The sequence below is a fragment of the Flavobacterium urumqiense genome, from assembly GCF_900108015.1.
GTDB lineage: Bacteria > Bacteroidota > Bacteroidia > Flavobacteriales > Flavobacteriaceae > Flavobacterium > Flavobacterium urumqiense.
Genome location: NZ_FNVP01000006.1, coordinates 11,982 through 31,793, shown reverse-complemented (window position 1 = coordinate 31,793; position 19,812 = coordinate 11,982). Strand labels below are relative to the sequence as shown.

The 19,812-nt window shown below is 31.3% G+C and carries 20 protein-coding genes and 1 pseudogene; 12 read left to right on the top strand and 9 right to left on the bottom strand.

The genetic code is table 11. The features are described 5' to 3' along the window. Positions 1–46: 46 nt before the first annotated feature. From C4S35_RS08605 to C4S35_RS08595, 3 genes are all read right to left on the bottom strand, one after another. Positions 47–1,480, bottom strand: coding sequence for a CCA tRNA nucleotidyltransferase (locus C4S35_RS08605; protein WP_103999795.1), 1,434 nt, complete (start codon positions 1,478–1,480; stop codon positions 47–49). A gap of 67 nt (positions 1,481–1,547) precedes the next feature. After that, positions 1,548–2,114: an L-threonylcarbamoyladenylate synthase gene (locus C4S35_RS08600; protein ID WP_103999794.1), complete on the bottom strand. Its 567-nt coding sequence runs from the start codon at positions 2,112–2,114 to the stop codon at positions 1,548–1,550. Between the two features lie 11 nt (positions 2,115–2,125). After that, positions 2,126–3,118 carry a glycosyltransferase family 2 protein gene (locus C4S35_RS08595; protein WP_103999793.1) on the bottom strand — a complete coding sequence of 331 codons (993 nt, stop codon included), beginning with the start codon at positions 3,116–3,118 and terminating at the stop codon, positions 2,126–2,128. 571 nt (positions 3,119–3,689) lie between these two features. Between C4S35_RS08595 and C4S35_RS08590 the strand changes: the two genes are divergently transcribed. From C4S35_RS08590 to C4S35_RS08580, 3 genes are all read left to right on the top strand, one after another. Further along, the gene (locus tag C4S35_RS08590; protein WP_103999792.1) at positions 3,690–4,661 is read left to right on the top strand and encodes a WaaS/CpsH family glycosyltransferase; all 972 of its coding nucleotides are present in this window, start codon (positions 3,690–3,692) and stop codon (positions 4,659–4,661) included. A gap of 76 nt (positions 4,662–4,737) precedes the next feature. Beyond that, positions 4,738–5,850 carry a glycosyltransferase gene (locus C4S35_RS08585; RefSeq protein ID WP_103999791.1) on the top strand — a complete coding sequence of 371 codons (1,113 nt, stop codon included), beginning with the start codon at positions 4,738–4,740 and terminating at the stop codon, positions 5,848–5,850. A 16-nt stretch (positions 5,851–5,866) separates the two neighbouring features. Next, a complete protein-coding gene (locus C4S35_RS08580; RefSeq protein WP_103999790.1) occupies positions 5,867–6,688 on the top strand; it encodes a polysaccharide deacetylase family protein in 822 nt (273 codons plus the stop codon). Positions 6,689–6,764: 76 nt separating this feature from the next. On the opposite strand, the gene C4S35_RS08575 is transcribed toward C4S35_RS08580, so the two are convergent. Next, positions 6,765–7,835, bottom strand: a complete 1,071-nt coding sequence (locus C4S35_RS08575) for a glycosyltransferase family 4 protein (RefSeq protein WP_103999789.1) — start codon at positions 7,833–7,835, stop codon at positions 6,765–6,767. A 185-nt stretch (positions 7,836–8,020) separates the two neighbouring features. Here C4S35_RS08575 and C4S35_RS08570 point away from each other — a divergent pair, with 185 nt between their 5' ends. Next, positions 8,021–8,785, top strand: coding sequence for a lipopolysaccharide kinase InaA family protein (locus tag C4S35_RS08570; protein ID WP_103999788.1), 765 nt, complete (start codon positions 8,021–8,023; stop codon positions 8,783–8,785). Between the two features lie 3 nt (positions 8,786–8,788). On the opposite strand, the gene C4S35_RS08565 is transcribed toward C4S35_RS08570, so the two are convergent. Beyond that, the gene (locus tag C4S35_RS08565; protein ID WP_103999787.1) at positions 8,789–9,559 is read right to left on the bottom strand and encodes a glycosyltransferase family 2 protein; all 771 of its coding nucleotides are present in this window, start codon (positions 9,557–9,559) and stop codon (positions 8,789–8,791) included. Positions 9,560–9,626: 67 nt separating this feature from the next. Here C4S35_RS08565 and C4S35_RS08560 point away from each other — a divergent pair, with 67 nt between their 5' ends. Next, positions 9,627–10,439 carry a glycosyltransferase family 2 protein gene (locus C4S35_RS08560; RefSeq protein ID WP_103999786.1) on the top strand — a complete coding sequence of 271 codons (813 nt, stop codon included), beginning with the start codon at positions 9,627–9,629 and terminating at the stop codon, positions 10,437–10,439. A 6-nt stretch (positions 10,440–10,445) separates the two neighbouring features. On the opposite strand, the gene C4S35_RS08555 is transcribed toward C4S35_RS08560, so the two are convergent. Together C4S35_RS08555 and C4S35_RS08550 are read right to left on the bottom strand one after the other, a co-directional pair. After that, positions 10,446–11,507: a glycosyltransferase family 9 protein gene (locus C4S35_RS08555; protein WP_244175226.1), complete on the bottom strand. Its 1,062-nt coding sequence runs from the start codon at positions 11,505–11,507 to the stop codon at positions 10,446–10,448. Between the two features lie 8 nt (positions 11,508–11,515). Further along, positions 11,516–12,331 (bottom strand): 2,3,4,5-tetrahydropyridine-2,6-dicarboxylate N-succinyltransferase, encoded by an 816-nt coding sequence (locus C4S35_RS08550; protein WP_103999784.1) that lies wholly within the window; start codon positions 12,329–12,331, stop codon positions 11,516–11,518. Between the two features lie 358 nt (positions 12,332–12,689). On the opposite strand from C4S35_RS08550, the pseudogene C4S35_RS16005 reads away from it, so the two are divergent. The 4 genes and pseudogenes from C4S35_RS16005 to C4S35_RS08535 form a co-directional block, all read left to right on the top strand. Then, a pseudogene (locus C4S35_RS16005) lies at positions 12,690–12,953 on the top strand (methyltransferase domain-containing protein); the annotation flags it as partial. Positions 12,954–13,018: 65 nt separating this feature from the next. Continuing rightward, a complete protein-coding gene (locus C4S35_RS16000) occupies positions 13,019–13,213 on the top strand; it encodes a hypothetical protein (RefSeq protein ID WP_244175225.1) in 195 nt (64 codons plus the stop codon). Positions 13,214–13,275: 62 nt separating this feature from the next. Next, a complete protein-coding gene (ruvX, locus tag C4S35_RS08540) occupies positions 13,276–13,692 on the top strand; it encodes a Holliday junction resolvase RuvX (RefSeq protein WP_103999783.1) in 417 nt (138 codons plus the stop codon). A 98-nt stretch (positions 13,693–13,790) separates the two neighbouring features. Then, entirely contained in the window at positions 13,791–15,287 is a 1,497-nt protein-coding gene (locus C4S35_RS08535; RefSeq protein ID WP_103999782.1) for a malate:quinone oxidoreductase, read from the top strand. A 66-nt stretch (positions 15,288–15,353) separates the two neighbouring features. Here the strand turns inward: C4S35_RS08535 and C4S35_RS16270 are convergent, their stop codons facing one another. Both C4S35_RS16270 and C4S35_RS08530 read right to left on the bottom strand, forming a co-directional pair. Next, positions 15,354–15,929: an FUSC family protein gene (locus C4S35_RS16270; protein WP_341865127.1), complete on the bottom strand. Its 576-nt coding sequence runs from the start codon at positions 15,927–15,929 to the stop codon at positions 15,354–15,356. Between the two features lie 59 nt (positions 15,930–15,988). Next, positions 15,989–17,566 (bottom strand): FUSC family membrane protein, encoded by a 1,578-nt coding sequence (locus C4S35_RS08530; RefSeq protein WP_341865126.1) that lies wholly within the window; start codon positions 17,564–17,566, stop codon positions 15,989–15,991. A gap of 197 nt (positions 17,567–17,763) precedes the next feature. Between C4S35_RS08530 and def the strand changes: the two genes are divergently transcribed. The 3 genes from def to mazG all read left to right on the top strand — a co-directional run. Further along, the gene (gene def / locus C4S35_RS08525; RefSeq protein WP_103999781.1) at positions 17,764–18,351 is read left to right on the top strand and encodes a peptide deformylase; all 588 of its coding nucleotides are present in this window, start codon (positions 17,764–17,766) and stop codon (positions 18,349–18,351) included. Positions 18,352–18,439: 88 nt separating this feature from the next. Next, positions 18,440–18,943, top strand: coding sequence for a DUF5606 family protein (locus C4S35_RS08520; RefSeq protein ID WP_103999780.1), 504 nt, complete (start codon positions 18,440–18,442; stop codon positions 18,941–18,943). An 87-nt stretch (positions 18,944–19,030) separates the two neighbouring features. Further along, a partial coding sequence (gene mazG, locus C4S35_RS08515) for a nucleoside triphosphate pyrophosphohydrolase (RefSeq protein ID WP_103999779.1) occupies positions 19,031–19,812 on the top strand: 782 nt, incomplete at its 3' end.

Sequence of the window (19,812 nt, the reverse complement as noted above, 5' to 3'; positions counted from 1 at the left end):
GAAATTAATTTGTACAAAGATATTTGAAAAAGGATGAATTGTTAATTCAACAAGCGTTAATCTTTAATCCTATTTTTGTGGCTCTTTTTAACATGAAGTCGTACGCTGCTTGATATTCATTCGGAATTTCACCTTCGAGTATAGCTTCCTTTATGGCTTCCTTAAGCATACCAATTTCCTTTGATGGCTGTAAATTGAAGATTTCCATAATTTCTTCACCAGTTATTGGCGGTTGAAAATTACGAACATGGTCGCGCTCTTCTACTTCCACAATTTTCTTACGAACGATTTCAAAATTACTATGGTATTTCTTGAACTTATTAGGGTTTTTAGTAGTAATATCGGCTTCACATAATGTCATTAGATTTTCTACATCTTCTCCGGCATCAAAAACCAAACGGCGCACTGCGGAATCCGTAACTGTGTCTTGAGATAAAACAATCGGACGAGAACTCATCATGACCATTTTTTGCACAAATTTCATTTTGTGATTCAATGGCATGTGCAAACGCTCAAATATCTTTTTTGCCATTTTTCCACCCAGAAATTCATGTCCGTGAAAGGTCCAGCCTTGTTTTTTATTATAGCGTTTCGTTGGTGCTTTTCCAATATCGTGCAATAATGCCGACCAGCGCAACCAAACATCATCAGTATGCGGACAAATATTATCAACAACTTCTAATGTGTGGTAAAAATTATTTTTATGTGTGTGACCTTCTATTTCTTCTACTTGATTCAAAGCAGTCAATTCTGGTAGAATGATGTCTAAAAGTCCAGTTTTGAATAACAGCAAAAATCCAATAGAAGGTTTATCGGTCGAAAGAATTTTATTCAATTCGTCGACAATACGTTCCCCGGATATAATTTTAATTCGTTCCGCATTTTTTGTGATAGAGTTCAACGAATTTTCTTCAATTTCAAAACCTAATTGGTTTGCAAAGCGTATGCCTCTCAACATTCTCAGAGGATCGTCAGAAAAAGTAATATCTGGATCCAGTGGTGTTCTGATTATTTTGTTTTTTAAATCTTCCAATCCATTAAAAGGATCGGATAACTCCCCAAAATTTTTTGAGTTTAATGATATAGCCAATGCATTTATTGTAAAATCACGACGGTTTTGGTCGTCTTCCAATGTTCCATTTTCTACAACCGGATTACGGCTTTCAAAATGATAGGATTCTTTTCTGGCGCCTACAAATTCTATTTCGGTATCTTCAAAACGCAACATTGCTGTTCCGTAGGTTTTGAAAACCTGAACTTTTGGTTTGTTAGGAAGTAATTGGGAAACTTGTAAAGCCAATTCGATACCACTGCCAACAGCAACAATATCAATATCTTTTTTGAAATCTCTATTTAAAATTAAATCTCTCACGAAACCGCCAATTACATAACTTTCAATGTTAAGTTTCTGGGAAGCTTGAGAAATGACTTCGAAAATTTTATTATTTAAAGCTTCTTTGTATGAAGTTTTGATATTCATTTTAAAAATGTTTAAAGTCTAAAGTCTAAAGTTGCTAAACTGAAAACTGAAAACTGAATACTGCAAACTATTTGCGAATCACTTTTACCTGGGAATCATTCGTCAATTTTATAATTGTTGAAGGTTTCCCGGCAATTTTTTCATGGTGCAAATTTACAACATAGTCCACGCCTTTTATAATTTCGGGACTAATTTCTTTGAAACTTTTTGGGGTGGGTTTCCCAGAAATATTTGCCGAAGTTGAAACTAATGGTTTTTTCATCTTTTCCAATAATTTAAAACAGAAAGGTTCTTTTACAATTCTGATTCCTAATGTGTTATCAGGTGCAATTAAATTGGGAGCCACGTTTCTGGGTTTATCCAAAACTAAAGTGGTCGGATTTTCGGATAGATCCATGATTTGCCATGCTACTTCGGGAATATCCTTGAATACATTGTACAGCATCTTTTCACCATTCATTAAAACAATCATGCTTTGCGTCTCGGCTCTTTGCTTGAGTTTGTAAATTTTGGCGATTGCTTCCGGATTGGTAGCATCACATCCAATTCCCCAAACAGTGTCAGTAGGATAGAGTATAATTCCACCTTCTTTTATGACCTCGTAAGCATTATGTATTTCTTGATTGATATCCATTTTTTATTTAATTAGACAGTCTGTTGTTTATTAAATTGCCTTTTTCCTCTAATTTTGTCTATTATGTTTGTAAAAATATAAAAAACTGGGTTTGTTTTTTTTAAAGAAAAATTACATTTTTTAAAAAATTCTAAATTGAGCTCTGATATCTCTTTAAAAATAAAATGAGAATCGTTTTTTTGATTATTGGAAAATTTTTTAAATTTTAAATAATTATTATAATAAACTTTAGCTAATCGTCTATGATCTGCGTATGATTTTGGGATTGAATTACCTAAAATTTGGTCTATAATTAAATGATTATTTTTTAATCTGTTTTTTTTGATTCTTAATTTAGTACCAATTTGTTGTTCAGAATGTAATCTATATGAAATTAGATCTTCTTTTAAATAACCTATTTTTTTTCTTGAGGCGATTATAACAGCAATCCATTCATCATGATGTAAATTTTTAATATCAGGAAATGGTAAAATTAAATTTTTTATTTCTTTTTTAATGCATAGAGTTGCACCAGTTACCATGTTTGATTTAAATATTAGATGCAGATATAAATCATTTAAATTTTTTAATTGATCTTCCATAAAACTTACAGAATCCCAAAGACTAATTTCTGTAAACTTTTCATTTTTGTCATTAATCAATTCTCCATTTGTAAAAATAGCTTCTAAAGATTCATTTTCATAAAAATATTGAATAATTTTTTTTACTTTCTCTTTTTTCCAAATATCATCTTGGTCACTCAAAAAAATATAATCACCATCACAAATGGATATTGCTTTTTCAAAATTTTTATTACTTCCTAAATTAACTTGGTTTTTTTGTAAAGATATTATTTTGGGATTTTCTAATTGAAATTGCTCTATGATTTCAATAGTTTTATCATTTGATCCATCATCACAAATGACTATTTCATCAACAGCAAGTGATTGATTTAAAATGCTCTCAATTTGTTTTTTAATATATTTCTCACCATTGTAGGTACACATTGCAACAGATATTTTCATATTTTATTTCCTTTATTATGAATTCAAAATAGTCTTGCAGATTTTCCGCAACAAAGTAAGAATCTTGATCTTTGTCATTAAAAAATTAAAACCATCGGAATTGCTTTTTTGCTTGCTTGATTTAAACGGAAGGACAGCCCTTTAATTTCACAATCAGAAAAATAAGCAATTTTATTGTAATTTTCGAAAGGAATGATTGTCTTTTTATTTTCCGTATTATTATAGATATATAATTTATCTACCTTTAATAAATAGCTTTTTTTAAATCATTTTCTTTGGGATGATATAATAGTACATATCCTGCCATTTTCATTTTAATTTCAAATTAAACGATTCTCAATTTGCAAAATTATACGTTTTTTATTAAATATTCTAAGAAAACCGACGTTGCTTTATTTCAGAAGCTACTTTAGTATTAATGCAGGTTTAGTTAAAACATTTTTTAATATAATTTGGAATCAAACGCAGGAAATAGTTGTCGGATAAATAATTTTAAACCTTCATTTACATTATATTTTGTAATTAAGATTCTATTTTTGTTAAAAATAATTACTTCACAAAGATAGCAATAATGACAAAACCTAAACGAATAGCAATAATAGGGACACATTCATTTGGTTATATTGACTTTTTAGTTAGTAAGCTGAATGCAGCGCAGAATGTTGATTTGACTTACGTTAATATTGATACTATTCCTTTTTCTTATAAAAATAAAATTTCAAGAATTACTAATTCCCTTTTAAAATTGGTGCGTTTCCCTAGTTTAAAAGAAAAGAATAAGACAAATTATATAAAAAAAGCAATCCAAAATGGAGATTTATTTGATCAGGTTCTAATTATTAGACCTGATAAATTAGAGCGAAAAGCGTTATTATTTTTAAGGGAAAATGCAATTCAGATGAGTTGTTTTTTGTTCGATGGTATTGAAAATTTTAAAAACCAAAAAAAGACATTGTCTTTTTTTGATACGGTTTATAGCTATGATAAAATGGATGTTAGAAAATATAATTTTCAATTTTTGACTAATTATATTTACGATGATCAAATTGAAACTAAAAAAATATCTAATTTGGTATTTAATATATCTTCTTTTGATGACAGATTTCCGTTTCTAGAAAAGCTTGCTGATTATTTTTCTGGAGAGCAAATTTCGTTTCGTTTTATAGTAAAGAAAGATCGGATTTTTAAACATAAGAATATTGAAATTTCGGACAGATATCTATCAATAAGTGAAGTCAAAAACATAATTGCAAGCAGTTTAGTGTTAGTAGATATCCAGCAGAAGAATCAGGACGGATTGACTTTCCGTATTTTTGAGGCCTTAGGTTATAAGAAAAAATTAATCACTAATAATCAGGATATTGTTACTTATGATTTTTATAATCCTAATAATATTTTTGTTATTTCAGAGAGTAATTATGAAATACCTGCTAGTTTCTTTGAAACAGATTTTGTAGAAATTGATAATGATATTCTTAATAAATACAAATTAGACAATTGGATTTTTGAGGTTTTTAAAGTCGATGTTATGGAGAAGTACTAATTGTTTTGTTTGTTAGTGTTTTTTTTTAATTTTTAATATATTATTAAGATTACATTTGTCAATAAAATAATAATTGATGAAATTAATCCATTTTACCACTTCAACTGTTTGGCGAGGTCACGAGCAAATGATTGTTGATTTATATGAATCATTCAGAGATAATAGATTTGTCGAGGATCAATTAATTATATGTCCTGCTAATTCTGAATTGTATAAAGTAGCCACAGAAAAAAAAATGCAGATCGAAACTTTTGATTTTAAATCAGAGTATGATCTAAAATTCGCAAAGAAATTTAAAAAAATTGTGGATTCTTACAATGCAAATGTGGTTGTTATTCATAATAGTAAAGCACATACCATAAGCGTTTTGTCAGCTGTTTTTTTTGGTTTAAAAGTTCCTTTAGTTCTATGCAGGACTTTAATTAAAAATATTGGAACTAATTTTTTCAGGAAATATAAATACAATTATAAAGGAATAAAAAAAATTGTATGTGTATCTGATGCCGTACTTGAAATCCTCAAACCTTCTATAAAAAACCATGATTCAATGACTGTGATTGGAAGTGTTGTTGATACAGAGCGTTTTATAAATAACACTAAAAATGGGTTTCTGCATAGAGAATTTAATATTCCATCAGACTATAAAATTATTGGGAATGTTTCTGCTTTTTGCAAAGTGAAAGATCATTACACTTGGATTGATACGGTAGAAGTGTTGCATAAAAGAGGATTGAAAGCCAAATATATTTTAATAGGAGAGGGGTCTTTAGAGGCTGAGATTAAGACTTACGTTAAATCAAAAGGATTGGAGAATGAAGTTATTTTTGCCGGCTTCAGAGCAGATGTGCATAAATGCCTCCCAGAATTAGACTTGTTTTTATTTACATCAAAATGTGAGGCAACAGGTGGTGTTGTACTCGAGAGTTATGCCTGTAAAGTTCCTGTTGTTGCCGCCAAGGCCGGTGGTATACCAACAGTTTTAACGGATAATGAAACAGGTTTATTGGCAGAAGTGGGTAATCCAATTGATTTTGCCGATAAAGTAGAAATTTTAATAAATAACAAATCGATGCAGGCTAAATTTGTAAACAATGGGTTTAATTTCTTGATGGCAACTTCTACGCGTTTTATAATTGGAGAAAAGTTTTTAGGGGTTTTGAATGAAGTAACTAATACTAATTTGGTTTAGATTAAAATTATATCATATGATTTTTATAACAGCAATATTTTTTTTATTACTATTTCTCTTTTCTGTTTTTCTAAATATTCAGTTTAAATTGTTGTATTCCGCTTCAAAAAAGCTAAGAATTTTAGAGTATCATTCCATTTCTACAAATGGTTTTGAAGATCAAATTACCATTCGCAAAGAAAAAATAATTGAGCAATTTGAATACTTAAAGAGCAATAATTACACAACGCTATGGATGTCAGAAGTTGATGAGCTAAAAAACAAGAATCTCAAATTGGCTTCCAAAACAGTTGTTCTTACTTTTGACGATGGCTTTTTAGATAATTATACCGAGTTATACCCTTTGTTGCAACAGTACAACTTTAAAGCTGTTTGCTTTATGGTTTTAGGTAGAATAGGACAAGATGTTGATTGGAACGGGAAATATGTCAATGCAAATATGAAGTTGATGAATAAGCAACAATTATTGGAGATTGGGTCTCATATTGAGTTAGGGTATCATACTTTTCAGCATGATAATTATGCTGATTTATCTTTAGATGAAATCGAAAAAGATCTTCAGCTTTGTCAAGAAATAATAAAAAAGGAGGATTTAAATGTTTTTCCTGCATTAGCATATACTTATGGCGGATATTACAGAAAAAAAGGAGTAAAGCAGAAATTGCTTTTTGAATTGTTAAATAAATATGGCATTAAGTACGCACTTCGAATTGGAAATAGGATCAATATCTTTCCATTAAAAAATAGATATTTAGTACAACGTATTGATATTCGCGGTACTGATTCCATGGAAGACTTTAAAAAGAAAGTTATTTTTGGCAGAAAAAAGATATTTTAGAGACCTTTTGGAAGTTTAGTTTTTTTTGGGTTTGCTGGCTTGTAACTTTGAATAATGATAAAATTTATTTCGGATTTTAATAGAGACACTTTTCATATACTTTTAAATATTCTGATGCTGCCGTTTTCCAATTAAAACTTTCCGCCCTTTCTTTCATAAACGTTTCCATTTTAACTTTATTATTGTAAAAATGATTTAAGCCCTCAAAGAGTACCGTTTTCATGTTTTCAGGATCAAAATTATCCCAGTAATAGCAATGTTCTCCGCCTATTTCGGGTAAAGAAGTTTTATTGGATAAGAATATGGGCTTTCCAAAACGCATCGCTTCAATGGGAGGAAGTCCAAAACCCTCTCTTATTGATGGGAATAAAAAAGCATGACAATTTGATAAATAATATTGTTTAGCCAGATCATCCACTTTTCCGGTTAGAAAAACATGATTTTGTAAATTATTATCTTGGATAAATTTTGCAATTTCAAAACCATATTCTTTATTATTATTCCCTGAAATAATCAAATTAAAGTCAGTTATATGAACCATCATTTTCACTATTGAAAGAAAATTTTTTCGTTCCAGAAAGTCACCAATCGAATATAAAAAGGGCTTATCGACTGGCATCTTTGTTGTAAATCCGGATGTATCTAAAATAGTGGTGATGGGATTTCCATTAAGAATTACATATTCTGGAATATCAGGAATATTAAAATAGCGATGGGTTTGTTTTTTTGCAAATTCTGATATGTAAGTGATTGCAGTTGATTTTTTTAATTTCCCCCTAAAAAGTTTATTTATATTATGATTCATGTCAGATGAAATTTCCTCCACAAAATTCACATCATGAATCGTTAACAAATAGTTGTTTACGTGATATGGTTCTACTTTTGTATTTTGATTAAGCGAATGCCATAAATCATTTTTTTTTCTAGTTCTAAATAATTTAAGTCTTGATAACTCACAGTATTTGTGGTAATTAAACTTATTTCCAAATTCGGCTTCAAGAATTTTAGGATTTTTGGTATTTAATGTCAATTCTAAACGGTTAAATTCTAATTGTGAAAACCCTTTTATCAGTTCATAATTAAATGTTCCTAAGCCAGTTGTTTTGTTTTTTAAATTGTGGGATTCTATAAAGACAAGCTTTGACATTTAATATTTTTTTAATAACATTAAAAATACTTCTTGGTCAATAATGTTAATTGCTTTTGTTTAGACAATAAAAAAGATAAAAGGTTTAATTTATTTTTTAGTTTTGTTTAAAGTAACGCTATTTTTTTCTCAAACTAAAAAGACATTTAACTATTTTTGTCGCTTAAATATATTCCAGACAATTCATGGGTTCAATAGTTATTCATAAAAATTTTCTTTCTAAGGATAAGGAGATTAAAAAATGCATTCGTGATTTTAGTTCTTCTGGAATTCTTTTTGGTGACGGCCAAAGGAATAAAATTAAGCTTTTTGATTTAAATGGTAGAACAATAAATATCAAATCTTTTAAAGTTCCTAATGTCATTAATCAAATCGCTTATAAATATTTTAGAAAGTCAAAAGCGAGACGTTCTTATGAATATGCTAATAGGTTATTGGAAAACGGAATAGGAACGCCACAGCCTATAGCGTATGACGAAAATTTTACAATAACTGGTTTGGAAAAGAGTTTTTATGTAAGTGATCATCTTCAGGTTGAACTTACTTTCCGAGAATTGGTTGAAATTCCGGATTACCCCGATCATGAAAATGTTTTGCGTCAGTTTACCCGTTTTTCTTTCGATTTGCATGAAAAAGGTATTGAGTTTTTAGATCATTCGCCAGGAAATACTTTGATAAAAAAGGTTTCTGAAAAACAATATGAATTTTTTCTGGTAGATTTAAACAGGATGAATTTTCATGCCGAAATGGATATCAACATGCGAATGAAAAATCTTTCGAGATTAACTCCAAAAAAAGAAATGATCCAAATAATGAGCGACGAATACGCGCAATTATACAATAAATCGGTCCAAGAGATTTTTGACAAAATGTGGAATTATACTTGTGAATTTCAAGAAAAATATCAAAGAAAGCACAGACTGAAAGCTAAATATTTTTTTTGGAAATAAGAGTTATTTTTTATGCCACAGAAGATTTAATTCCTTATACCTTACAGACACACTATAGGCATTTAAGTAACATATGATGATCCCTTTTTTGCCATCAAGAAAACCCAATCGCACTAAATAATTATACAAAAAAGTGTAAGTCGGATGAAAAATTGGAAGCAAAAAAATTGGTTTTAAGTTTTTTATATGTTTCTCCTGAGCCTTAAGTTTTCCATAATTAATCATTTTTATCTTGTAAGATTTGTAATCAGTATAGGAATGATGAATCAGTTCATTTTTGAAAATTCCAACCTTTCCACTTACTCCTAGCTTCTCATGAACTAATTTTTCGGGTTTGTATTTTGCGAAGTTTTTATTAAATAGCCTAAGTATTTTATCGCTTTGCCATCCACTAAAATGTAAAATGGAATTTTTGAACATGAATTTTCTGTAAAATAAAAAAGCAGTAAATATTTCGTTGGTTCGTAGGGTTTCCTTAATTTCTTTTTTTAGTTCAGGAGTCAGTCTTTCATCCGCATCCAAGAATAAAATCCAATCGTTTTTTGCGTATGAAATTGCAAAATTACGTTGTGAGGAATAGTTTTCAAACTTATTTTGAATAAACCGTACGTTACAAAATGATTGTGCTATTGACTTCGTTTTATCAGTACTGTAGGAATCTACAACAACAACTTCGTCAGCAAAATCTAAATCAGTTAAAAGCGCTTGCATGTTTGCTTCTTCATTTAAAGTGATTATTAAGACTGATATTCTTTTAGATAAATTTAGATTCATGAAATGATAGTATTTCACAAATATAATTTATTAACTACTTTTGCAATACTTAACTTCAAAAATATTTATGAAAGCATCTGTGATAATTAGTACATACAATGCAGAGGCATGGTTAGAGAAAGTTCTGTTTGGATTTGGTGTTCAAACTGAAAAGGATTTTGAAATTATTATTGCAGACGATGGCTCAGGTCCAAAAACAAAAGAGTTAATCGACCAAATGAGAATTAAGATTTCAAATCCTATTATTCATGTGTGGCATGCAGATAATGGTTTTCAAAAAACTCGAATTTTGAACAAAGCAATTATTAGTGCCAATTCAGATTACTTAATTTTTACTGACGGGGATTGCATTCCCAGAAATGATTTTGTTGCTGTTCATCTCAATAATAGGGAGAAAGGATATTTTCTTTCAGGTGGATATTTTAAATTACCTATGACTGTTTCTAAAGTTATAACAGAGGAAGATATTGTTTCTCAAAGATGTTTTGATGTAAAGTGGTTGTTGCATCATGGTTTGAAAAAATCGTATAAAAATAGTAAAATCAGTTCGTCTAAATTTAAATCTAGAATATTAAATGCCATAACACCGACTAATGCGAGTTGGAATGGGCATAATGCTTCTGGTTGGAAAAATGACTTGATAGCTGTAAATGGTTTTAATCACGAAATGCAATATGGAGGCGAAGATAGAGAATTAGGGGAGCGATTATGCAATATGGGATTGAAATCAAAACAAATTCGATATAGCGCAATATGCATTCATTTGGATCATAGTCGCGGTTATGTCAATGCATCAGCGTTGGAAAAAAACAAAGCCATTAGAAAATTTACTAATCTGAATAAGATTGTAAGAAGTCCCAATGGCATGGATGCTGTATAAAGGCTTTTAATTATTTTCTAAAAAACTTTCTAATTTTGTAAAAAGAAGGTTAGGGATAAAAAATTCATATAATTTTAAAGCTTCATTCTTCAATTCTTTTGCAGAGTTCTGACCATATAATTCCGGTCTAAAATCTTTTAGATGGACTGAAACATTTGATTTTTCATTTTCGAAAGAATTCCAAGCTTCTTTGATTATCCATGTAGAAAATATAGTAAAAGTAGGTTTGTTTATCGCTTTTGCCATATTTACCGCTCCTCCTTCATTACCAATCAGAGCATCACAATGGTAGGTTATGGATAAAAATTCTCGAATACTTCCGGAGACAACATTAATTTTGATATTTTCTTGAGTTTTAGGCTGACACAAATCAAAAATTGCTCTGGCTTCTTTTTCTTGCGATGGCATATAATTGAAAAGCAAAATTGCTTGATTTTTTTCAACAATTTTATCAAGCAATTTTGCCATAAACAGAAAAGGGTAGGTCTTATTTTTACTGCTTCCAACAACACTAATCATGTATAACTTTTTAGAAAAATCAATTTTGTTTTTGACTAAAATAGCTTTACCATTCGCAATTTCTTTTTCGGTTAAAAAGATGCGTGGTTTGTTTTTTAATTTAGCATTTGGCGCTAAGGTCGCTAGCAAATTCAATCTGTTTTCTAAAGCCGTTCCTGCTTCGGTAATTGGATTTATGATTTCTTTTACTGTTTCAGAATATAAATAATTGGTGTAGGGTTTGTAAAACCCGATTCTTGTTTTAGCGCCAGAAAAAGCAACGACTAAGTTGCTTTCTAGTTTCCCGTACGCATCTATAACGAGGTCGTATTTTCGTTTCCTGATAGCAATTAAAAATTTAAACAAAGCTAATTTACTTTTGCGGTAAGCATCTTCGAATAAAATAATATTATCAATATTTGGATTGTTTTCTAAGACTGGAACAGTAAAAGGATAAACAAGGTAATCAACTTGAGAATCGGGATAAATCAACTTTAAATTATTACAAATAACACTACTAGCTAATACATCACCAATCATTTTTTGTTGAATCACCAATATTTTCATCATTTTCTGTATTAAACCGCTACGTCATATTCGCGCAAAGCATTATTCAGTGATGTTTTTAGATCAGTTGAAGGTTTACGTGTTCCAATGATTAATGCACAAGGTACTTGAAAATCTCCTGCTGGAAATTTCTTAGTGTAACTTCCAGGAATTACTACAGAACGTGCAGGAACAAATCCTTTCATTTCAACTGGCGTTTCACCCGTAACATCAATAATTTTTGTAGAAGCAGTCAAGCAAACATTGGCGCCAAGAACGGCTTCTTTCCCAACATGAACTCCTTCAACAACAATGCAACGGGAACCAATAAATGCGCCGTCTTCAATAATTACCGGAGCCGCTTGTAAAGGTTCAAGAACACCACCAATTCCAACACCACCACTTAAGTGTACGTTTTTACCAATTTGTGCACAACTTCCTACGGTTGCCCATGTGTCTACCATAGTTCCTTCATCTACATAAGCACCAATGTTTACATAACTTGGCATCAAAATAACACCGCTAGAAATGTAAGCGCCGTAACGCGCAACAGCATTAGGAACCACACGAATTCCTTTTTCGGCAAAGTCTTTTTTTAATAGCATTTTATCGTGATATTCGAAAATACCAGAATGTAAAGTTTCCATTTTTTGAATTGGGAAATACATTACTACGGCTTTCTTAACCCATTCGTTTACTTGCCATCCATCTGCTATTGGTTCTGCAACACGTAGTTTTCCCGTGTCAAGTAACTCAATAACTTCTCTGATCGCGTCAGTTGTAGTTTTTTCCTGCAGCAAAGCGCGGTTTTCCCAAGCTTGTTCTATAATAGTTTGTAATGGATTCATTTTAATTAGATTTTTGACAAAGATAGGATTTTTAACTAAAAGCAAAAAGTCGAATTGAGTTGAAAATGTTAGGAATTTTAAATTGTTTGGCTTTGATTGAGAATGTTGTTTTTCTATAAAATGTTAATTTATGTTTAACTTTTTTTGACTGTTCTAATTTTGTCTTTCAATTAAATCCTTGGTTAGTATCCAAGATAATTTCTCTAAACAAGCTTCTGAATACTCAAAATTTCGTCCGCAATATCCCTGTGAAATGATTGGTTATTTAGTTTTATCTCTCGAAAATTAACGGTGGGCATTTGATGTCGCTAACGGAAATGGGCAGGTTACTCATAAACTTTCTCGATTTTTTAAAACGGGTTATGTTATTGATTTTAGACAGAACGAAATCGATAATGCCTTTCTGGCCGAGAATATAATTTATAAAGTGGCGGCTGCTGAGAATACCTTTTTCAAAAATCAGGAGTTTGATTTAATTACCGTATCACAAGCTATTCTTGGGTTTAATTTTGAATCGTTTTACAAAGAAATCTACCGAATCCTAAAACCAGATGGAATCTTTGCCTTTTTGGGTTATGGTTTGTTTTTTACTAATGCGGATTCGGCTAATATATTACGATAATATTATTACTACATAGTAGAGCCGTATTGAGATGCCGAGCGAAAGTATTTGGATAAAAATACAAAATGATGCCATTCCCGTTTGATGAAATTGTTACGCAATCTTTCGAAAATCATTTAACTTGGACTTTTGAGGAACTTTTAGGATATCTTGAAACGTGGCCAGCGACACAGCATTATATTTTGAAAAATAATAACAATTGTTTAGAATTAATTTATGATATGTTGAAAGCTTTTTGGCAAAGAATGATAAAAAAGTGACTTTTACGTTGTTGCTAAAAATCATGAAAATTAAAATAGTTACCTTTGTAAAAAATAAATAAATGCCAAGAATACTCTCTATAGACTACGGACAAAAACGCACAGGAATTGCTGTTACCGATGAAATGCAAATAATTGCTTCAGGATTAACTACTGTTCCATCCGCAACCGCGATTGCTTTTTTGAAAGACTATTTTGCCAAAGAAAAAGTAGAAGCAGTCCTTATCGGAGAGCCAAAACAAATGAATGGTGAACCCTCAGAAAGTGCTTCGATTATTAAAGGTTTTGTAACGCATTTTACGAATCATTTTCCAGAAATGAAAGTCATCCGAGTGGATGAACGTTTTACTTCAAAAATGGCTTTTCAGACGATGATTGACAGTGGACTAAAAAAGAAACAACGTCAAAATAAAGCACTTATAGATGAAATTTCGGCAACCATAATGCTACAAGATTATCTGACACGAAAATTGTTTTAAATTTCTAAAACGTTTTCGTAAATTATGTAACTTTTTACACAAAATTTAAGGTTTTTTTTGCATTCATGTGAAGTATCTTTGCACCTTAAATTTTTGTTATGCCTGATACAACCATTCGTTCAAATAGTGATGTAATTCTTATAGGAGCTGGAATAATGAGCGCCACTCTTGGTCTAATTCTTAAAGAATTGCAACCAGATATAAAAATTGACATTTACGAGAGATTAGATATTGCCGCTGCCGAAAGTTCTGATGCTTGGAATAACGCCGGAACCGGACATTCTGCCTTTTGCGAACTCAATTACACGCCTCAAAGCACTGATGGAATTATTGATCCCAAGAAAGCAATCAGTATTGCAGAATCTTTCGAAGTTTCCCGTCAATTTTGGTCCTATTTAGTCCAAGAAAAAAAAATTACATCGCCTGAAAATTTTATAAAAAGTATTCCTCACGTGAGTTTTGTTTGGGGTGAAAAAAATGTAGCTTATCTTAAGAAAAGATTCGAAGCTTTACAACGCAATCCACTTTTTAAACAGATGATTTTTAGCACTGATTTTTCAGAATTAAAAAAATGGATGCCTTTGGTAATGGAGGGTAGAGATGAAACTGAAAAAGTTGCAGCTACTTCGATGGGAATTGGTACGGATGTGAATTTTGGAGAATTGACCAGAAGTATGTTTAATTATTTGACTAAATTAGAAGGTGTTACCATGCATTTTCATCACGAAGTTCAAAAATTGAAACAACGGGAAGATAAATCCTGGAGAATAAAAATTACTGATTTGGCTACTGGCCAAAAGAAAAAAGCATACACTAAATTTGTTTTTATTGGTGCTGGAGGTGGTTCATTACCATTACTAGAAAAAGCAGACGTTCCCGAAGGAAAGGGTTTTGGAGGTTTCCCAGTTAGTGGACAATGGCTAAAATGTACTAATCCAGAGGTTATTGCAAAACATCAGGCCAAAGTATATGGCAAAGCTTCCGTTGGCGCGCCGCCTATGTCTGTTCCACATATTGATTCCCGAATGATAGATGGAGAAAAAGCACTTCTTTTTGGTCCTTTCGCCGGGTTTTCCACCCGATTTTTAAAAAATGGTTCGTATTCTGATTTGCCATTGTCTATTAAAACGGATAATATAATTCCGATGATAGCTGCAGGGATTAAGAATATACCGCTTACAAAATATTTGATAGATCAAGTACGTCAATCTCCTAAAGACAGGATCAATGCGTTAAGAGAATATGTTCCTACAGCCAGATCAAAAGACTGGAAAATAGAACGAGCAGGGCAACGGGTACAAGTTATAAAGAAAGATGAAAAAGAAGGTGGTATATTAGAATTTGGAACAGAAGTGATTACAACTGCGGATGGTAGTTTAGCTGTTTTACTTGGAGCTTCTCCCGGTGCGTCCACAGCTGTTTCTATTATGGCAGATATGATTGGAAAATGTTTCAAAAAAGAGATTACTACTCCAGAATGGCAGGAAAAATTAAAAACAATGATTCCGTCATTTGGACAAACATTAAATGATAAACCTTCTTTATTGGAAGAAATCAGAAAAAATACTGCGGAAGTTTTGAAACTGAATAATTAGAAATTTCACATTACATTAAAAGCGCTAGAATTAGATCTTTAATTTAATTCCAGCGCTTTTTTAACTTTATAAAGCTACTAATTCTTTAGTCGTCTTTACAATATTTTCAGATAAATTGGTCAGCCAGATTAATTGTTCAATTACTAATTGTGCTTCCTGCATTTTTAATTGGAATGCTTCTTCATCAATAGGAATTCCTGATTTTAATTCTTTTTCTCGAATGTTTTTTAATTCCGTAAAATGCATGGCTAAATCTTCTTTTGGAAGGATTTCTTTTATATTTGAATCATTTTCTTTCAATAGTGCAATGGCATTATCAAGGTTTTTAATGACGGTATCCACCACCACGTTAAATGCCTCGGAAGCTGTTGTTGTTTTGTGTGATTGAATATAAGTTCCTAAAGAAGCGGAAGAAGAAAGTAGCGAATGATTAAGGATTGCTAATTTATATACTTGAGGTAATTGCTTTTGTTTTGATTTGGGCTCTTGAATCATTCGTTGAAAAGAAGCCATTAAATTACCGATTTCAATAAAAGCATTTTTTCTCGCTAATCGGTATGAAGTCGAAACAGAACCTTTTTTATTATAAAATATAGAGATTTCTTTCAGGTAATTTTGATTGGCTTTAATAGATTTTTCCAAATAAATAGGAATGTTTAAAAACTCCCAGGAAGGCCACAAAAAGTGATTGGCAAGAAAAGCTAAAGTGGCACCAACGATGGTATCCAGAATTCTATATTGAATAACATCAGTAATATTGGCGTTAATATTCCATAAATAAAAACAATATACATCGTCACAAATGTTGCGCTAATTTTATAATTGGTTTGCGTAAAGGAGAATCCCAAAAGCATGCAAAGAATTGAAAAAATACTGATTGCAATGCTATTGTGTACCAATGAAAGTACTCCAAATGCAATTAATCCACCTAAAATAGTACCGAAAATTCGATGAAAAGAACGTTTTTTTGTCAAGCCATATCCGGGTCGCATGATAACCAGAATAGTCAATAAAATCCAATATACATTGTGAAAAGGCAGTAGGTTACCAATTATAAAACCAATTAGAATAGTTACGGTTAATCGTAGCGAATGTCTGAAAATAGTAGAAGAGAAACTTAGATTCTGAATTAAAGTGCTTAAAGGATAATATTGTGGCGTCAGAAACTTTTCTAAATCTTTATCTTTTCCTTTAAAGTCAAGTGAATTAATAGCCAAGGTAAAAGCACGTTCAACAATTTTTATTTTTTCAACTTGTTTTTCAGCATATTGAAGCATGGTCGTCAGCATAAAAACACCTTCGGAAGCCGAAGCCTTCCCTAATTCATTTTCATAATCTGTTATCGCAAGTTGTAATGTATTCAAATCGGTTATCAGAGTGTGTTTAGAAACATATTTAGTTTTATTTTGAATGCTTTTGGATAATTGCTTTAAACTTGCGGCAAGATTGTAAGCTAAGCGCTGATAAGTTAGTAGCACTTTTGGATGGTTATCAAATTTTTGATGTAATTTATCGTGGTCGAATGAAGTAGATAATGCGAGTTCCAGAATTTCCGTCAATGAAATAAAAACGATAAGCATCTTTCGGTTTTGATTGGAAGAACCGGAAGTAGTATGACTGCTAATAAGCACTTCTCTAATGTTTTGTCTAATAGTATTCAGTTCTACCTGAAGATGCAATTGTTTTTCAATAATTCCTTTTTTATCCGCATCAATGATCCATAAATCGCCTCTTAGTTTCAAATATTTACCGGTCAGTTTTATACATTCAGCAATTTGTAATTCAATATAACGGTGAGGTCTGATGTAATGAAAGGTAAGGGAAATCAGAAGATAAAATAAACCACCGGCAAGAAGTAAACCGGAGTGTTGAATCATTTCCCAACCCGTATGCAAATGCGCAAATGCCAATGAAACTGCAAGTAATGCGGAGAAAGAAACCATTGTAGCTCTTTGTCCATAGACAGAAATCATTGATAATAAGAAAATTAAAATGGCTAAAAAGGGATAAAAAACCAAAGGATAGAGATGTACAATATTTACTAATAGATTGACAATAGCAACAAGAAGAGCAGTGAACAAAATTCCTTTGATTTTATGTTTTAGATTACTTGGAATATCACTTGGATATGTAAAAAAAGCCCCAAGAGCTACCGTAAATCCGATTTCAAAATTCCCAAAAAAAGAAAACAGCAAACCAGGAATAACTGCTGCTATTGTTATTTTTAAAGCGTTGGTAAAATAAGTACTGTCGGTAAATTTTCGGATTTCGTAAATCATACAATTAGATTGTTTACAAAGGTAAGATTTGTACGATTTATAAAAAGAATAATTAAGTGCGTTTTAACTTAAATTCTAAAAAATCAGTAATAATCAGTGGAGGATTATTCATTGTCTATTTTTTTACTATTTTTGCAAACTGAATCAAAAGTAAATTGATTTCAGACTTACAGTAGATAATACTTAATACAACACTAATGATTTTACCAATTATAGGATATGGTGATCCAGTTTTAAGAAAAGTAGGAGAGGTTCTTTCACAAGATCATCCTAACTTGAAGGAAACAATTGCTAATATGTATGAGACCATGTATAATGCTTATGGAGTTGGGCTTGCTGCACCACAAGTTGGATTGGCAGTTCGTTTATTTGTAATCGATACAACGCCTTTTAGCGAGGATGAAGATCTCGAAGATGCGGAACAAAAAGAACTTCAAGGATTCAAAAAAACTTTTATCAACGCAAAAATGATAAAAGAAGAAGGTGAAGAATGGAGTTTCAACGAAGGTTGTTTGAGTATTCCTGATGTTCGGGAGGATGTACTTCGCAATCCAACAATAACTATCGAGTATTGTGAAGAGGATTTTGTAATGAAAACCGAAGTTTTTGATGGTTTAATCGCCAGAGTAATCCAACACGAATACGACCATATTGAAGGCGTTTTATTTACCGATAAAATTTCATCACTTAAAAAACGTTTGATTCAAAAGAAACTAAAAAATATCTTGGAAGGAAAAACATTTCAAGATTACCGAATGAAATTTTTCGCCAAAAAAGGCAGGTAAATTAGTACTATCCTTTAATATTGGTATGGTTTTAGTTGATTAATGAAAAGTAAAAATAAATTGAATTCTTAATAATAATTAGAAAAACATGACTTTAGAAAAAATATTAGCCATTTCTGGGAAACCAGGTTTATATGTATTAAAAGTACAAACACGTACAGGATTTGTTGCAGAATCATTATTAGACGGAAAAAAAATCACAGTAAATTTGAAAAGCAATGTGAGTTTATTGTCTGAGATTTCAATTTATACGTATGAAGGGGAAAAACCATTAGCTGAAATCATGCAAAAAATTGCTGATAAAGAAAACAAAGGTCCAGCGATTTCTCATAAAGAAGACAATGTTAAACTAACGGCTTATTTCAAAGAAATTTTACCTGATTATGATGAAGAAAGAGTATATCCTTCTGACATTAAAAAAGTTTTAAACTGGTACAATATGCTTCAGGCAAAAGGATTGGTTACTGATGAAGTAGCACCTACTGTTGTCACGGAAGAAACACAAGATAAAGAAGAAGCTGATGCGGTTGCAGAAGAAGCTCCTGTAACGGAAGTGAAAGCACCAGCAAAAAAAGCTCCAGTAAAAAAATAGCAGATTATATTTAAATAAATTATATTTAATCCTGTTAAGATGATTTCTTAGCAGGATTTTTTTATTTTTACAAAAACCAATTGCGTAATGAATTCAAGAAAAACACAACTTCAGGCTTTCGAAAGACTATTAGACATCATGGACGAATTGCGAGAGAAGTGTCCTTGGGATAAAAAGCAAACCATGCAAACTCTGCGTCATCTGACTATAGAGGAAACTTACGAGTTGGGCGATGCTATTTTAGACAATGACGTAAATGAGGTTAAAAAAGAATTAGGTGATTTGTTATTGCATATTGTTTTTTATGCTAAAATTGGAAGTGAAACAAATGATTTTGATATGGCCGATGTTTGCAATGAAATTTGTGATAAACTTATTCATCGTCATCCACATATTTACAGTGATGTTGTGGTAAAAGATGAAGAAGAGGTAAAACAAAACTGGGAAAAATTAAAACTCAAGGAAGGTAAAAAATCAGTATTAGAAGGAGTTCCTAAAAGTTTGCCTGCATTGGTAAAAGCAAGCCGAATTCAAGATAAAGTTAAAGGAGTTGGATTCGATTGGGAAGAATCGCATCAGGTTTGGGACAAAGTTGAAGAAGAATTAGAAGAATTACAAGTTGAGGTTGAAGCGGGTGACCAGGACAAAATTGAAGCTGAATTTGGTGATGTTTTGTTTTCAATGATAAATTATGCAAGATTTCTTAATGTAAATCCGGAAGACGCTTTGGAACGAACCAATAAAAAATTCATCAAACGTTTTCAATATCTGGAAAGTAAAGCGGGAGAATTAGGAAAACCGCTGATGGACATGACCCTTGCTGAAATGGATATTTTTTGGGAAGAAGCGAAGCGGCTTCCTAATAAATA

What these genes read in the sequence shown, in the direction of transcription:
- ruvX (WP_103999783.1), top strand. Translation starts at nt 13,276, where the DNA reads ATGCCAAGAATACTCTCTATAGACTACGGACAAAAACGCACAGGAATT.
- C4S35_RS08580 (WP_103999790.1), top strand. Translation starts at nt 5,867, where the DNA reads ATGATTTTTATAACAGCAATATTTTTTTTATTACTATTTCTCTTTTCT.
- C4S35_RS08605 (WP_103999795.1), bottom strand. Translation starts at nt 1,480, where the DNA reads ATGAATATCAAAACTTCATACAAAGAAGCTTTAAATAATAAAATTTTC.
- C4S35_RS08570 (WP_103999788.1), top strand. Translation starts at nt 8,021, where the DNA reads ATGGGTTCAATAGTTATTCATAAAAATTTTCTTTCTAAGGATAAGGAG.
- C4S35_RS08600 (WP_103999794.1), bottom strand. Translation starts at nt 2,114, where the DNA reads ATGGATATCAATCAAGAAATACATAATGCTTACGAGGTCATAAAAGAA.
- C4S35_RS08555 (WP_244175226.1), bottom strand. Translation starts at nt 11,507, where the DNA reads ATGATGAAAATATTGGTGATTCAACAAAAAATGATTGGTGATGTATTA.
- C4S35_RS08535 (WP_103999782.1), top strand. Translation starts at nt 13,791, where the DNA reads ATGCCTGATACAACCATTCGTTCAAATAGTGATGTAATTCTTATAGGA.
- C4S35_RS16000 (WP_244175225.1), top strand. Translation starts at nt 13,019, where the DNA reads ATGATGCCATTCCCGTTTGATGAAATTGTTACGCAATCTTTCGAAAAT.
- def (WP_103999781.1), top strand. Translation starts at nt 17,764, where the DNA reads ATGATTTTACCAATTATAGGATATGGTGATCCAGTTTTAAGAAAAGTA.
- C4S35_RS08590 (WP_103999792.1), top strand. Translation starts at nt 3,690, where the DNA reads ATGACAAAACCTAAACGAATAGCAATAATAGGGACACATTCATTTGGT.
- C4S35_RS08520 (WP_103999780.1), top strand. Translation starts at nt 18,440, where the DNA reads ATGACTTTAGAAAAAATATTAGCCATTTCTGGGAAACCAGGTTTATAT.
- C4S35_RS08595 (WP_103999793.1), bottom strand. Translation starts at nt 3,118, where the DNA reads ATGAAAATATCTGTTGCAATGTGTACCTACAATGGTGAGAAATATATT.
- C4S35_RS08565 (WP_103999787.1), bottom strand. Translation starts at nt 9,559, where the DNA reads ATGAATCTAAATTTATCTAAAAGAATATCAGTCTTAATAATCACTTTA.
- C4S35_RS08560 (WP_103999786.1), top strand. Translation starts at nt 9,627, where the DNA reads ATGAAAGCATCTGTGATAATTAGTACATACAATGCAGAGGCATGGTTA.
- C4S35_RS08530 (WP_341865126.1), bottom strand. Translation starts at nt 17,566, where the DNA reads ATGATTTACGAAATCCGAAAATTTACCGACAGTACTTATTTTACCAAC.
- C4S35_RS08575 (WP_103999789.1), bottom strand. Translation starts at nt 7,835, where the DNA reads ATGTCAAAGCTTGTCTTTATAGAATCCCACAATTTAAAAAACAAAACA.
- C4S35_RS08550 (WP_103999784.1), bottom strand. Translation starts at nt 12,331, where the DNA reads ATGAATCCATTACAAACTATTATAGAACAAGCTTGGGAAAACCGCGCT.
- C4S35_RS08585 (WP_103999791.1), top strand. Translation starts at nt 4,738, where the DNA reads ATGAAATTAATCCATTTTACCACTTCAACTGTTTGGCGAGGTCACGAG.